At 71.8% G+C, this 12,779-nt stretch carries 11 protein-coding genes; 4 read left to right on the forward strand and 7 right to left on the reverse strand.

The features are described 5' to 3' along the window. The first annotated feature begins 176 nt into the window (after positions 1-176). Together ACFUNE_RS22880 and ACFUNE_RS22885 are read left to right on the forward strand one after the other, a co-directional pair. Positions 177-743 carry a hypothetical protein gene (locus ACFUNE_RS22880; protein WP_383570965.1) on the forward strand — a complete coding sequence of 189 codons (567 nt, stop codon included), beginning with the start codon at positions 177-179 and terminating at the stop codon, positions 741-743. 109 nt (positions 744-852) lie between these two features. Further along, the gene (locus ACFUNE_RS22885) at positions 853-1,470 is read left to right on the forward strand and encodes a hypothetical protein (protein ID WP_383570968.1); all 618 of its coding nucleotides are present in this window, start codon (positions 853-855) and stop codon (positions 1,468-1,470) included. Here the strand turns inward: ACFUNE_RS22885 and ACFUNE_RS22890 are convergent. The 4 genes from ACFUNE_RS22890 to malX all read right to left on the reverse strand — a co-directional run bounded on the left by ACFUNE_RS22890 (position 1,467) and on the right by malX (position 7,827). Continuing rightward, entirely contained in the window at positions 1,467-4,139 is a 2,673-nt protein-coding gene (locus ACFUNE_RS22890) for an FUSC family protein (RefSeq protein ID WP_383570971.1), read from the reverse strand. The genes ACFUNE_RS22885 and ACFUNE_RS22890 overlap by 4 nt on opposite strands. Positions 4,140-4,237: 98 nt before the next feature. Then, on the reverse strand, positions 4,238-4,708 hold the full coding sequence (locus tag ACFUNE_RS22895; protein ID WP_383570974.1) for a MarR family winged helix-turn-helix transcriptional regulator: 471 nt from the start codon (positions 4,706-4,708) through the stop codon (positions 4,238-4,240). Between the two features lie 291 nt (positions 4,709-4,999). Further along, positions 5,000-6,217, reverse strand: a complete 1,218-nt coding sequence (locus ACFUNE_RS22900; protein WP_383570977.1) for a MalY/PatB family protein — start codon at positions 6,215-6,217, stop codon at positions 5,000-5,002. Positions 6,218-6,219: 2 nt separating this feature from the next. Next, positions 6,220-7,827: a maltose/glucose-specific PTS transporter subunit IIBC gene (malX, locus tag ACFUNE_RS22905; protein ID WP_383570980.1), complete on the reverse strand. Its 1,608-nt coding sequence runs from the start codon at positions 7,825-7,827 to the stop codon at positions 6,220-6,222. A 403-nt stretch (positions 7,828-8,230) separates the two neighbouring features. On the opposite strand from malX, the gene ACFUNE_RS22910 reads away from it, so the two are divergent. After that, positions 8,231-8,308, forward strand: a complete 78-nt coding sequence (locus tag ACFUNE_RS22910; protein WP_371604899.1) for a 50S ribosomal protein bL37 — start codon at positions 8,231-8,233, stop codon at positions 8,306-8,308. A 104-nt stretch (positions 8,309-8,412) separates the two neighbouring features. On the opposite strand, the gene ACFUNE_RS22915 is transcribed toward ACFUNE_RS22910, so the two are convergent. From ACFUNE_RS22915 to ACFUNE_RS22925, 3 genes are all read right to left on the reverse strand, one after another. Further along, positions 8,413-10,407: an ATP-binding cassette domain-containing protein gene (locus ACFUNE_RS22915; RefSeq protein WP_383570983.1), complete on the reverse strand. Its 1,995-nt coding sequence runs from the start codon at positions 10,405-10,407 to the stop codon at positions 8,413-8,415. 233 nt (positions 10,408-10,640) lie between these two features. After that, positions 10,641-11,186, reverse strand: a complete 546-nt coding sequence (locus ACFUNE_RS22920) for an AAA family ATPase (protein ID WP_383570986.1) — start codon at positions 11,184-11,186, stop codon at positions 10,641-10,643. A gap of 66 nt (positions 11,187-11,252) precedes the next feature. Then, positions 11,253-11,960 (reverse strand): DUF2470 domain-containing protein, encoded by a 708-nt coding sequence (locus tag ACFUNE_RS22925; protein ID WP_383570989.1) that lies wholly within the window; start codon positions 11,958-11,960, stop codon positions 11,253-11,255. 66 nt (positions 11,961-12,026) lie between these two features. Here ACFUNE_RS22925 and ACFUNE_RS22930 point away from each other — a divergent pair, with 66 nt between their 5' ends. Next, the gene (locus tag ACFUNE_RS22930; RefSeq protein WP_383570992.1) at positions 12,027-12,467 is read left to right on the forward strand and encodes a VOC family protein; all 441 of its coding nucleotides are present in this window, start codon (positions 12,027-12,029) and stop codon (positions 12,465-12,467) included. Positions 12,468-12,779: the final 312 nt, after the last annotated feature.

Below are 12,779 nucleotides of genomic sequence, written 5' to 3' on the forward strand. Positions count from 1 at the left end.
TCCGGGCGTCCCGCCGGGTTCGTGCCCGCCGCGACGCGGTCCCACGCCAGGTTCCCGGTTTCGGACGGCTGACAGGGCATGCTGATGGCCGTGACCGTGGCGTTCCCGTGGGACCGCCGCGGTGCCGGACCAGGGAGGCGCGACGTCGGCCGTCCCGTGACGGGCGAAGGAACCTGATGGCGCACGACCGAGGCCGGGCGGCGGACGACCTGGGGTCAGGCCGGTCGGCGGGTGACACGCACTCCGGTCCGTTGCCCGGGCCTGTGGTGGGCGCCCTGGCGGACCGGCTCAAGGAGCGCATCTACGCCACGATCACGATGATCGCCGTGGTCGTCGGACTGTCCGTGGGCGACGCCGGTACCACGGGCGCCCTGGCCACGGTCCTGACCACCGCTCTGGGACTGTGGCTCGCGGCGTTCGTCGCGGACCAGCAGGCACACCGCACGGTGCACCGCCATCTCGCCACCGGTCACGACCTGCGCCGCATGCTGTACGTCAGCAGCCCGCTGCTGTCCTGCGCGGTGGGACCCGCCGTCATGATCGTCCTTGCCGCGCTGGACGTCCTGGACCTGTCGACCTCGCTGATGGTCGCGGCCGGTGTGGGCGTCGCGTCACTCTTCGCCTGGGGTTGTGCGGGGGGCCTGCGCATGGGCGGCGGCGTCCTTCTGGCAGTGATGGCCGGCCTGGCCGACGCGGTGATCGGTGTCGCCGTCGCGCTGGTCAAGGCGGCAGCCGGGCACTGATCGCACGTGCTCCTGGCGGGCTCGACAGCTCCAACCGGACCACCCGAGGAAGGGGGAGCTGTCCCGCCCTCAGCCACCGGTGAGGAGGCACGGCTGGGATGATGCCTCGGTGAATCACTTCTCGTACTCCAGCCCGGGACCTGGTCACGACCGGCGGGACCCCCCGGAGCCCGGACGGGCCGAGCCCGGCCGGTGGCCGAAGACCGAGACCGCGCTCGCCGCAGTCAATCGCGACGTGACGGCGACCCTCCCCGGGCAGGGCGCGCTGATGCTGATGGTCTCCCCGCCATGGCAGCCCTCGCCCTCGGGCGGGATCGAGAGGGAACAGGTCTACGTGGCGATGCCGGACGGCCGTTGGCACGGCAACGCGGTGAACGCGTGCGACCTCGAGGAGGGCGACCCACCGGAGCCGGACGACGCGACGACGGTCCTGGCCGTGGTCGCCGATGCGGCGCAGGAGACCCTCATGGAAATGCTCCGGCAGGTCTGGCCGGTCTGCGCGGAACACAGGACCGGAATGCATCCTCGTCCCGCGGGGACCACGGACGACTGGTGCCAGGGCGACTGGTCCGAGGGCGAGAGCGGCACGGCCGGCCCACCGGTGTGGTGGTGCCGGGGCGGCCGGGACGGCACGTGCCACGACGTCTCCCTGGTGGGCGAGCTGGCGGCCACCCTGCCCGGGAGGCACCGTCGCGTACCGAGGCCGACCGAGCGGGACGGTCGCTAGAGCCGTATGTCGTGAGTGACGGGGCCGGCCTCTCGCTTCTCCCCTACGTGCAGGAACTCCGCGTGCGGGGTGTGGGCCGCCGCCGAGACGATGAGCGTGTGGCTTCCCGGCCGGACCCCCTCGACGCGGTACCGGCCCGACCGGACGGCTCCTGCCGCGACCCGCTTGCCCCGGGCGTCGATCACCGTGACCCAGCCGGCGCACCCCGCAGCGTGCGTGCCGCAACGGACGGTGCCGGTGACGGTGAGTCCGCCGCACGAGGCGGGCGAGGGGCTCCGTCCGGACGTCGCCGCCACTGTCGCGATCCTTTCCGCCCGGGGCACGGCAGTGGCCGCCGACGGACGTGAGGCGTCCTCGGCACGCGTGGCGCCCGTAGCCGCCGGTCGCAGGGCCCACTCCGCCATCAGCGCCCGGGTGCGGCGCTCCATCGGTGAACACGGTTCCATCTCGGGTGAGTTGTCGTGAACGGTGAGTCCGCACCGCTCCGCGTAACCGGCGAGCGTCTCGTCGAGTGCGGCCAGCTCCCGCAGGGCCGTGCGCATGCGCGACGCCCGCGGTCCGGGCGGCGCCTCGTCCAGGTCCGCCCTCATCTCCCGTAGCAGCGGGCTCACCCGCTGCCAGCCCCGCTCGGGCTCGCCCGTGGTCAACGCGCGGTCGAGAGCGCGCAGTGAGGAGCTCAGCGTCGAGGTGACGAGAGCGAAGCGTTCGGCCGACCGCGGCGCGAGGTCGAGATCGATGTCCGCCGCGGCGGCCAAGGCACGGGCGTGACCGGTAGCCGTGGTGAGCAGGGCGGCGCGGTTGTCCACGTCACGTCCCCGCAGGCCGAGCGGCATCCGGACCAGCGGACGCGCCAGGCTCACGACCTGGAACAGGGCGGAGTCGACCGCGCGAGCGGCTCCGCGCAGCCGGACGGGGGCATCGGGGTCCCCCCAGCGCAGGGCGAGCTGCGCCACGAGGTCGTCGGCGGCGGACACGTAGCCGCGCTCGGCCTCCCGCGTGATCCTCCGGCTGGACAGCGGGAAGATCAGTGCGGCGCACGCGGTCGCGACGAGGATGCCGAGGCCGTTGTCCAGCAGACGCTCGCCGAGCAGGTGGTCCATGCCGTCGTACGGCGTCGTCAGCCCGTACAGCTGCACCAGCGCGACCACCAGTCCGACGACCCACAGGGCGTACGCGCGCTGCATCCCCCAGGCACCGAGGGCGAGCCCCGCCACGATGACCGTGAGCGTCCCGTAGACATGGCCGTGGCCCAGCAGGTGGAGCAGTGCGATCCCGAGCACCGCGCCGATCACGGTGCCCGCCATGCGGTGGGCGAACTTGCGCAGGCGCTCGTGCGTCGTGTTCGTGCCGAAGAGGGTGATCATCACGCCGACCAGACCCCAGTAGAAGCGCTGCGGGTCGATCGCGTCGGTCAGGGGGCAGACGATGGCCGCGGCGACTCCGGCGTGCAGGGGCGCGCGCACGAAGGGGATCGCGCGCCGCCAGCTCTTCTCCGTCCGGGCGGCGAGCACACGTTGCGTCGCGGCCGCCGACCCGGCGGGGCGGTTGCGTTCCAGGGCCACGGTCGGCTGGAAGGGGACCTCGGCCGGGGATTCGGGGGAGCTCCAGCCCAGCGAGAGCCAGCGCGAGAGCGAGCCGGCCAGGGAGTCGAGGAGGTGGGCCACGCGGTGGGCCGCCTCGACGGTCTCCGCCTGCCCGTCGGCACCGGAGCCGTCGAGCAGGCGGTCGGCCTGCCGGCGGATGTGCTCGGCGGCCGGGCGAAGGCCCTGGGCGCTGCCGAGGGGGGTGTCCCGCGCGATGACGAGCCCGACGGTCATCGCCTCGCGCAGGGGCGGTGGAACGTCGAGGCGGGCCAGGTCCTGCACGGCGCGGCCGATGCCGCGCAGGGCCAGTTCCGCGTCGAAGAGGTGCCGGTGCAGCAGCTCGGCCATGTCGGGGCCGGCGGCGACCTCGGGCTGCGCGAGCCGGCCGTCGATGGTGACGGTGGTGACGTTGAGGTGCTGGAGGGCACGCGCCATGCGGCGTACGGCCCGCTCCTGGTCCGCGTCGGGGTCCAGCGCCTCGACGGCCGCGTCCGCCACCCGCCGGGCCTCGATGACGAAGGCGCGCTGCGTGCGCAGCAGGTCCTCGCGCGGCATCGGGTAGCACAGCAGCAACCGTGTCAGGAGCACCGCGACGGCCGACACCAGGGCGACGGCGAAGGCCTTGCCCGACATCGTCGACGGGATGCCCGCCATCATGCCGACCATCAGACCGTTGAAGAGCATCATGCCCGTGAGCAGAGCGAGTTGGCCGAACCGGGCGAGGAAGAAGGTGAGCGCGAGCGCGACCACCATCAGGGTGATCTCCAGGCCGCGGTCGTCATGCAGCTCGGCGGCCAGCCACAGGACGGCGGCGTAGGGGAACGGCATCCACAGGATGGCGCGGGAGAGACGCTGCCAGGTGTTCTCGGCGACGGCGAAGGCGCTCATCAGGCCCATCATCCCGCCGACCATCATGCCGATCACGGCCGGGACGTCCAGGGCCCCGGCCATCCCGTAGCCGACCGCGAGAGAGGTCACCATCGCGACGAGGGTGCGCCATCCCGCCTGGAGCTGCCCGAGGCCGGGATCCGCCGCGAGCACCCAGTCCCACCACCGGCGGGGCCCGCCCACCCGGTGCGGTGCCACGGCGCGTGCGGCGCCCGGACCGGGTGCGGGGGGTCCGGGGGGAGGCGCAGGGGGCGCGAGTTCCGGTGCCGTGTCCGACGGCCTGGTATCTGGGCTGATCAAAAGGGCTCCGAATCCATCGCGTTCGACAAGGTGGTGAGGGCGTCCCGTGCGGCACCCACGGCGCGCTCGGAGTCGTCGACGCCCGCGTCGAGGCCCTTCAGGAGTGCGGCGGCCATCCGCCGGCGCCCCCGGTCGAGCAGGTCCCGTCCGGCAGGGGTCAGGGAGGCTTCGACGACGCGCCGGTCGGCCGCACGCCGTTCACGCGTGGCCAGACCGCTTTCCTCCAGGCCCTGCAGGACCACGGTCACGCGGGGCTGGGCCATGCCGGTGTGCGCGGCGAGAGCGGTGACCCGGCGTGGGCCGTCCTCCAGGGCGTCGAGCACGGCCACCTGGCTGCGGCCGAGCCCGAAGTCCCCGGTGCGGAAGAGTGTCTGCGAGAGCCGTCCGATGCCTCGGAGGAGGCCCCGAGCGGCACTTTCGATGCGCTGCTCGTCGGTGGGGCCTACCGGGGACGACGATTGATGCATATAGCAATTATATATATGTCAAGAGTGGCGGTGGAACCATGTGCGGGCAAAATGGCCGCTCGGTCCGGGAGCCCGGCGCCGAGCGGGGGGGCCGGCCCGGTCCGCAGGCCGGTGGCAACGGTGTGTCGCCCCTGCGGCGCGTGCGGCGAGCGGCTGCCGTCGTGGCCCCCGGGCCGCCGCCCCGCCCCCCCCGCCGGGGTGCCGAACGAAAACGGCCCCCGCTCGGGCGGTTCGAGGCTCATGAGCCCGCTCCACCTTCGCAGGGGCCGCAGCCCGGCCCTGCCGACGAGCTCAGCGCGACGGGTCCGGTGTCCGCCCGGCCCCGGTGAGGCGGTGCAGCGCGCGCACCAGGGCTTCGATGCCCGCCTCCGCCTTGGACCGGGGGCACCCGACGTTCAGCCGCACCCGCCCCGGGGCGCCGTAGGCGGCCCCCGGCATGATGGCCACCTTCTCCACCTCGACGAGCTCGCGCTGCAGCGCACCGTCGTCGACGCCGAGCGGCCGCAGATCGATCCAGGCGAGGTACCCCGCCTGCGGAGGCTCCCACCCGAGCTGTGGGAACTCCGTGCCGAGGCGGTCGGCCACCAGCGCGAGGTTGCCCGCCAGGTACGCGCGCAGGGCGTCCAGCCAGGGACCCCCCTCCCTGTACGCGGCGATGTGACCGACCAGCGACAGCACGGCGGGGGAGGAGAGGCCGTCCGCCTCCTTGAGCTGCCGCAGGTACGCGTCTCGGGACACCGGGTCGCCCATGATCCCGTAACTGCCGGTCAGTGCCGGTATGTTGAACGACTTCGACGCCGAGGTGATCACAGCCCACCGGCCCTCGCCGCCGATTCCCGCCCAGGGCCGGTGGACATGCGGGGCGTGTGCCAGGTCGGAGTGGATCTCGTCGCTGACGACCGCGACACCGTGCCGCTCGCACAGCCGCGCCATCCGGTCCAGCTCGTCCGCGGACCAGACCCGGCCCGTCGGGTTGTGCGGGGAGCAGAGCAGCAGCACCGCCGTGTCGGGCAGCGCCAGGAGCCGTTCCAGCTCCTCCCAGTCGTCGAGCGGGCACCCCCGCAGCTGCCGCCCGTGGGCCGCCACGGTCTTGGGGAACGCGTCGTACATGGGGGTGTGGGCGACCACGCCGTCACCGGGGCGCGACCAGAGCCGGAGCAGCTGCGACAGCTGGTAGACGACGGACGGCGCGTAGACGATCGACTCGGGGTCGACGGCTGTCGAGTGCCTCGTCGCGTACCAGTGGACGATCGCGGAGAGGAAGTCGTCCTGGCGCCACCGCGAGTAGCCCAGCACGCCGTGGTCCAGGCGGCCGCGGAGGGCGGTCATGATCTCCGGGGCCGTCTCGAAGTCCATGTCGGAGATCGTGAAGGGCAGCAGCCCGGGGACGCCGAAGCGGTCCTCGACGTAGTCCCACTGCGTGCACCAGGTGCCGTGCCGGTCCACCGGGGTGCCGAAGCCGTAGGGGTCCCGGGCGGCCCCGGTCGCGCCGGGGGATGCGTTCGCCATGATCAGCCCACCGGGATCATGGTGGCGATGGCGTCCTTCACGGACTGGACCTGCGGCCCGATGACGACCTGCACGGTGTGGTCGTCGAGCTTGATCACGCCCACGGCGCCGAGCTTCTTCAGTCGTGCCGCGTCGACCTCGCCGGCGTCCTCCACCGTCATGCGCAGGCGCGTGATGCAGTTGTCCAGGGACCGGATGTTGCCGGCGCCGCCGATCGCGTCGAGGATCGCCACGGCGTCGTACTTCCCCGCGACCAGTTCGCGTACGGGCTCCGCCTCCCCGCCCGGGGCGACGGGTGCACCGTCCTCCTCCGCCTCGGGCTCGTCGTCCTCGCGGCCGGGGGTCCTGAGGTCGAAGCGGGTGATCGCCCAGCGGAACAGGAAGTAGTACACGGCGAACCACACGGCCGCGATCACCGGGACCAGGTACCACTTGGTCGTCGAGCCCTGGAGGACGCCGAAGACCAGCCAGTCGATGACGTTGCCGTCGGTGTTCCCGATGAAGACGCCGAGCAGGGCGGCCGTGAGGAAGCCGAGTCCCACCAGGACCGCGTGGATGGCGTACAGCCACGGTGCGACGAACAGGAACAGGAACTCCAGCGGTTCCGTGATGCCGCCGACCACACAGGCCACCACGCCCGACACCAGCAGGGCCTTGATCTCCGGGCGCATCTTCCGGTTCGCGCAGTGGTACATCGCGAGCGCCGCGCCGGGCAGGCCGCCCAGGTAGGAAGCCATCTTGCCCTGGGAGAGGAAGTGCGTGGCGTCGGTGACGGCGGAGTTCGGCGTGCCCGCGCAGTCCAGGTGCGCGTAGAACATGTTCAGGGCTCCGGAGACCTGGTCCCCGCACACGGCTCCCGAACCGCCCACGTCGGTGAACCGGAACATGGCGACGAGGATGTGGTGCAGGCCGATCGGCCGCAGCAGCACCTCTCCCATGCCGAAGAAGAACGGCCCGAAGACGCCGGTGTGCCCGATGCCGCGACCCACAGCGGTGATCCAGCCGTTGAAGGTCGGCCACACCAGCGGTATGAGCAGGCCGAGGACGCTGAGTGCCAGGGCGGAGATGATCGGGACGAAGCGCAGGCCGCCGAAGAAGGCCAGCGCGTCGGGCATCCGCTGCGCACGAAAGCGCTGGTGGAGGAGGCTGACAACGATGCCAACGGCCACGGCTCCGAGGAGTCCCGTATCGATGGACTGCACGCCCAGCACGTCGGCTATGCCGTAGTGCTCGATCGCACCCTCGTCCTCGAAATCGACGCCCTTGGCGGTGAGGTAGAAGTTCACCGCCAGGTTCATGGCGGCGAAGCCGACGAAGCCGGAGAACGCCGCGACACCCTTGTCCTCTCGGGCGAGGCCGAGTGGAATCGCCATCGCGAAGAGGACGGGCAGGAAGGTGAAGGCGACCAGTCCGGTGTTCGCCATCCAGGTGAAGACGAGATGGAAGCCCTCGGCCCTGAGGAAGGGGAGGTTGTCGGTGACCGCCTCGCTGGACAGCGACGAGCCGATGCCCAGCATGATGCCGCAGAACGCGAGCAGGGCGACCGGGAGCATGAATGTCTTGCCGAGGCCCTGGAGGAATTCCCAGAGTGCGGCTTTGGTCTTCTGCATGAGTGGTGAACTTTCGAGCCTGGGGGGACGGGACCCGGGCGCTCGCCGTGGCGATGCGGGACCCACGGGCGTGCGAGCGGCGGATGTGTGACGAGGGGGTTCCGGCCGTCGCCCGCGATGCACCTGAGGATCGCCCGGTGAGCAGCGCCGGGCAGGGCCGTTCCGCCGCACGGATCACATCACGGCAGGTCGGCGGCTGTCCATGGCGGCGGGAGCGCCGGTCGGTGGCCTCGGGAAGGTCTCGGCGTACGGAGCGAGGCGTTCGTAGCGGACGGTGATGTATGCCACTCGTTCGTGTGAGCGTCGGGTGTTTGGCGCCGCATCGGCGGGTAAGGGGCTCTGTGATCGCCGGATCCGACAATCCGGTGGATAGCGTGCAAGAGCTACCGAATGAGGAGGTTCGATGTCTTCGAAGCGACGTCGTAAGAAGAAGGCCCGCCGCAAGAACGGCGCGAACCACGGCAGCCGTCCTCAGACCTGAGGAGGCGCCGACGGCATCCAGGGGGCGGCACGTAGGTGCCGCCCCCCGGACGCGTTCGCCCTCCCGCTGCGGATGCGGACCGGCTGCCGTCCCGACGGGCGGCGTCAGGCGTGCCTCCGGGCAGGCGGCGGGCCGGGGTGCGGCACCGAGGCACGGGGCTCAGCCGCGTACTGGGCCGCCTGCGTGGTGAACATGGCCGCGTAACGCCCCTGGGCCGCCATGAGTTCGTCGTGCGGACCCTGCTCGGCGAGCCGGCCACGGTCGAGGACGTAGATGGTGTCGGCGTGGCGGACGCCGGACATGCGGTGCGTGACCAGGACGACGGCCCGGTGCGGGCCGGCGAGCCGACGGATGGCGTCGAAGGCGGCGATCTCGGCCTCGGGGTCGAGTGCCGAGGTCGGCTCGTCGACGATCAGCACGCTGTCCGCCCGGCATGTCTCGGTGCGCCAGTGGGTACGGGCGAGGCCGATCTTCTGCCATTCGCCGCCCGAGAGCTCCGTGGCGCCGCGGAACATGCGGGCCAGCAGGGTCCGCAGGCCGTGGGGGAGCCTCGCGACGACCGGACCCGCTCCGGCGTGGTCGATGGAAGGCCGGAGCTCATCGTGCCCGGCGTGGCGGCCGGGACGGCCGATACCGATGTTGAGGGCGGCGGTCACCGGCCAGCGCTGGAAGTCCTGCGTGAGCAGAGCCACGCGGTCGAACACCTGTGACCGGTCGAGGGCCGACAGCTCCGCCGTACCCCAGCGCACCGTGCCGCCATGAGGCAGCAGGAGCCCCGCGAGGACCTTCATCAGGGTGCTCTTGCCCGAGCCGTTCTCGCCGACGACGGCGGTCACCGAGCCCATGGGGAGAGTGATCGACACCCCGTCCAGCGCGGGGGCGTCACGGTCCGGGTAGCGGTAGGTGACGTTGTCGAGGACCACCGTGCCCACCCGTTCCGGCAGGCGCTGACCTCCGTCGGGAATCGCGTGCCGGGCGGCCTCGGCCAGGAAACGGTCGTGGTCCTGGACGTACAGGCTCTCCTCGTGCAGCTGATTGACGTTCATGACCAGGGCCCCCAGGCTCGCCGAGCCGGACCGCACGGCGATCACCGCGGTACCCGCCACGGCCAGACCCATGTGTCCGGCCAGGATCAGCCAGAGCATCACGCCGTACGTGGAGGCCAGCGCCAGACCCGACAGTGCGGCGGCGGCCATCTCGGTCATCGCCTTGCCGTTCGCGAGCCGTTTCTGCTCGGCCTCGGCGCTCTCCGCCATGCCGCGGTACTTCTCCAGGAGGAACGTGCCCACGGAGTGGATCCGCACCTCCTGGGCCGCGCCGCGCTCGGTGAGCAGACCCGCGATCAGCCGGCTGGCGCGCATGTGTTCGACCCATGCCATGACGGACGTGTACCGCTCCTGGGCGACCCGCATCGCTCCCCAGCCGCGAGGGGCCGCGATCAGCAACAGCATCGGCAGCAGGGCCGGGTGCAGAACGGTCAGGATGCCCGCGGTCGCGACCAGGGAGATCGTGCCGTTCAGCGCGGCCACACACGCGCTGATCATGTGCCGGGCGGCGGTCGCTCCGAACTGGGCGACGTCGATCAGCCGACGGAACTCCGGATCCTCGATCGCCTCCAGCTCGACCGCGGTCGCCGCTTCCAGGTATTCGGTCGTCGCGATCCGCTCGACCAGTGGTTCCAGCCGGCCGGCCCGTGACGTGGACAGGCCGGCGAGACCGGCGTTGACCACCGCGACGACGGCTATGACGGCCAGGGAGGGCAGGGCGGCTCGCAGCCGTTCGACGGGGTCCCCGGTGCCCAGCAGCGCGTGCATCACGGAGTTGACCGCCAGAAGACCCGCAGCCGCCGCGATGCCCTGGCCGACCTCGCTGACGCCGACGGCCAGCAGCGCCGAGCGGTCGGCGGCCCAGGCCCGGCGCAGCGTGCCGCTGATCAGCCTGGGCATGGCCCGGACCGCCGAGAGCATCGTCAGGTCGAGCCGGGCGCGGTCGTGCCGGGCGAAGGCACCGTCGTAGCGCAGCGGCCCGCCGAACAGGTCCTGTTCGGCGGCTGAGACCGTCGGCTCGATCACGCGGGGCCGTCGGAAGAATCCCCTCATGTACGGCCTCCCCGGCCCTGCCCGGTCCCGCTCGGCTTCCTCACGCGTGCCTCCCCCGTCTCCGGTCGGCCACCGGCCCCGGCGCGCACCGGGGCGGCCGCTCAGCGGAAGCATCGGCCGACCCACAGAGGAGTGCCCGGAAAACGCGCCCCTGTAGCCCCTCGGCAGGCGTACGCCGGAGCGGAACCGTTCGTCGGCGGACGGGTCCTGCTCCTGGTTCGGGGCGGAGGGGCTCAGTCCTCGTGGGCGGGCAGCTCGGCGAGCCCGGTCTCGCGCATGACGCGGTCGATCGTCCGGTCGAGGGTGCTCCGGCTGTCGACCACGGCCTCGATGCCGCCGGGCAGCAGATCGCGCTCCCGGTACCAGTCGCGCAGGTGGTCCTCGGTCACCTGCGCCAGGTACACGGGATCGGCCTTGGCGGCGTGGCGGACGAACGTCTCGTCCAGCGGGACGTCCAGGTAGTAGCAGCGGGATACGCCACGGTGGTCCGCCATCAGGGCCGTGAGCATGTCGCCGTAGCGGTCGGCGTACAGGATGCCTTCGACGACCACGTGGTAGCCGGCTTCGAGGGCGTAGCGCGCCACCGTGTCGATCAGGCCGATGTTCGCACCGCCCGGCCGGTCCTGCTCGCGCAGCACGATCCGGCGGAGGTTGTCCTGCCCGACCACGGCGAGGCCGCGGCCGAACCGGTCGCGGATCCCCGCAGCCACCGAGGACTTGCCCGATGCCGAGTTCCCCCGTACGACGATCAGCCGGGTCTCCTCGCTTCCCGTCTTCATCGGGAGCACGCTACAGGCTGCCCGGGAGACCGCCGGCCTCGTCGGCCGAGGCCCCGGGGCCGGTGGTCAGGTGAGCAGCTGATTGCGGTGGGAGGCGCGGCGGGCGGCGGCCAGCAGGGCGTGGATCTGCGGGCCGGCCTGGTCGAGGCGGGCCACGGGCTTCGCGAACGGAAGCCGCACGTCACGGTGTGTTGCGGAGTACTCCAGACGCAGGGTCACGCCGTAACGGTCCATCGCCAGGGGGAGGACGCGCTTGACGCCCTTGTCCGGCTGCGGCTGCACGAGGCGGAGGAGCAGGGGGACCAACTCGTCGTGCTCGTCGACGAGATGGGTCAGCATTCCGGCCTCGCTGGTGGCGATCGGATCGGGCTCCGTCTCCTGCAGCGTGTCCAGAGTGACGAAGGCCCGTCCCCGGTGGTCCTCGAAGACCGCCTGCCCGAACTCCATGCAGGTGCTCTCCGCGGCGTCCGTGGTGTACGGGGCCGACAGCAGGCCGGTCACCGTGACCCGGGCGCGCATGCGGTCACGCACCGGCGTGGGCGCGATGTCGGTGAACTCCAGCCGGACCGGGATGCGCGGCCCTGACTGGGTGACGCCCTCCTCGGACGGTTCGTGCAGGTGGATGTGGCCCATCGCGGCCGTGCCGTCGAGCCGGTGCACCTCGACGGGGTCGTGACCGTCGCTCACCACTGTCATCGAATGGGCCGCGGTCAGGATCGACAGCACGCGTTCGGCAGGGGTGGGCTCTGTGACGCGGGAGGTGAAAGGACGCATCCAAGTTCTCCAGAGAGCAGGCGGGGAGACCTCATTACAGCTACTTAGGTATGCCTAACCTAACCCATGAATGCCGGTTCGGGTAGCGCGTCACCCTGGTCCGAGGAATGTTCGATCCGTGCCCGGCGGAGAGGAATCGAAGTCCGCCTGCATCCCGACGTTCCGGTCCACGACATCGACCAAGGTGTCTCCCGGGTCCTCGCTCTGGGAGGCCGGTCCACGGGCGAGCGGCACGACCACGACGAGGGCGTCGTCGTCGTGACGGCCGATCCCGAGGGGCGCGAGTTCTGGCGATCGGCGCCGTGGCGGGGAGGCTCCGTGGTTGCCCTCGTCAGCTCCTCCTGGCCCACCGCACCCCCCGGGTGCCGGCCTGGAGGGGATCGTGGACGTGCCGTTCCTTCCCCTCGTGGTGCCCGGGAAGGGGTGCCACGCCTGATCATGCGTCATGCGGATGGCCGGCCGCCCTCGCGAGGCCTGCGCAACTCCCAGCCGTTACAGCTGTGTTGAGCCGGGGTGAGGTGCGGCCGCTGCATTGCCGCTCTCCGGCGGACCCGTTGGGGTCGCTGAGCTGCGCGGACGGTGGGCGTGCGCGTGGTGCCGGTGTGAGGACCGTTGACAAATGTGTGACCTGCTAGAAACCTGTCACCTCAGCACCGCAAAATATTGACCGGATCACTCAAAATCCTAAGCAATAAGCGCGAGTTCCCGGCGGGTGGCCTGCTCCCTCACCTGTCGGCGTCCGGGATCGTCCCCCCCATCGGTGTACCGGCAGCCCCGCACCATGTCGTCGCCGGCCGCTCGACGCCGTACGCGTCGAGC

It is taken from the genome of Streptomyces sp. NPDC057287 (genome assembly GCF_042667905.1).
Taxonomy (GTDB): Bacteria; Actinomycetota; Actinomycetes; order Streptomycetales; family Streptomycetaceae; genus Streptomyces.

What these genes read in the sequence shown, in the direction of transcription:
- ACFUNE_RS22880 (WP_383570965.1), top strand. Translation starts at nt 177, where the DNA reads ATGGCGCACGACCGAGGCCGGGCGGCGGACGACCTGGGGTCAGGCCGG.
- ACFUNE_RS22895 (WP_383570974.1), bottom strand. Translation starts at nt 4,708, where the DNA reads ATGCATCAATCGTCGTCCCCGGTAGGCCCCACCGACGAGCAGCGCATC.
- ACFUNE_RS22900 (WP_383570977.1), bottom strand. Translation starts at nt 6,217, where the DNA reads ATGGCGAACGCATCCCCCGGCGCGACCGGGGCCGCCCGGGACCCCTAC.
- malX (WP_383570980.1), bottom strand. Translation starts at nt 7,827, where the DNA reads ATGCAGAAGACCAAAGCCGCACTCTGGGAATTCCTCCAGGGCCTCGGC.
- ACFUNE_RS22910 (WP_371604899.1), top strand. Translation starts at nt 8,231, where the DNA reads ATGTCTTCGAAGCGACGTCGTAAGAAGAAGGCCCGCCGCAAGAACGGC.
- ACFUNE_RS22915 (WP_383570983.1), bottom strand. Translation starts at nt 10,407, where the DNA reads ATGAGGGGATTCTTCCGACGGCCCCGCGTGATCGAGCCGACGGTCTCA.
- ACFUNE_RS22920 (WP_383570986.1), bottom strand. Translation starts at nt 11,186, where the DNA reads ATGAAGACGGGAAGCGAGGAGACCCGGCTGATCGTCGTACGGGGGAAC.
- ACFUNE_RS22925 (WP_383570989.1), bottom strand. Translation starts at nt 11,960, where the DNA reads ATGCGTCCTTTCACCTCCCGCGTCACAGAGCCCACCCCTGCCGAACGC.
- ACFUNE_RS22930 (WP_383570992.1), top strand. Translation starts at nt 12,027, where the DNA reads ATGAATGCCGGTTCGGGTAGCGCGTCACCCTGGTCCGAGGAATGTTCG.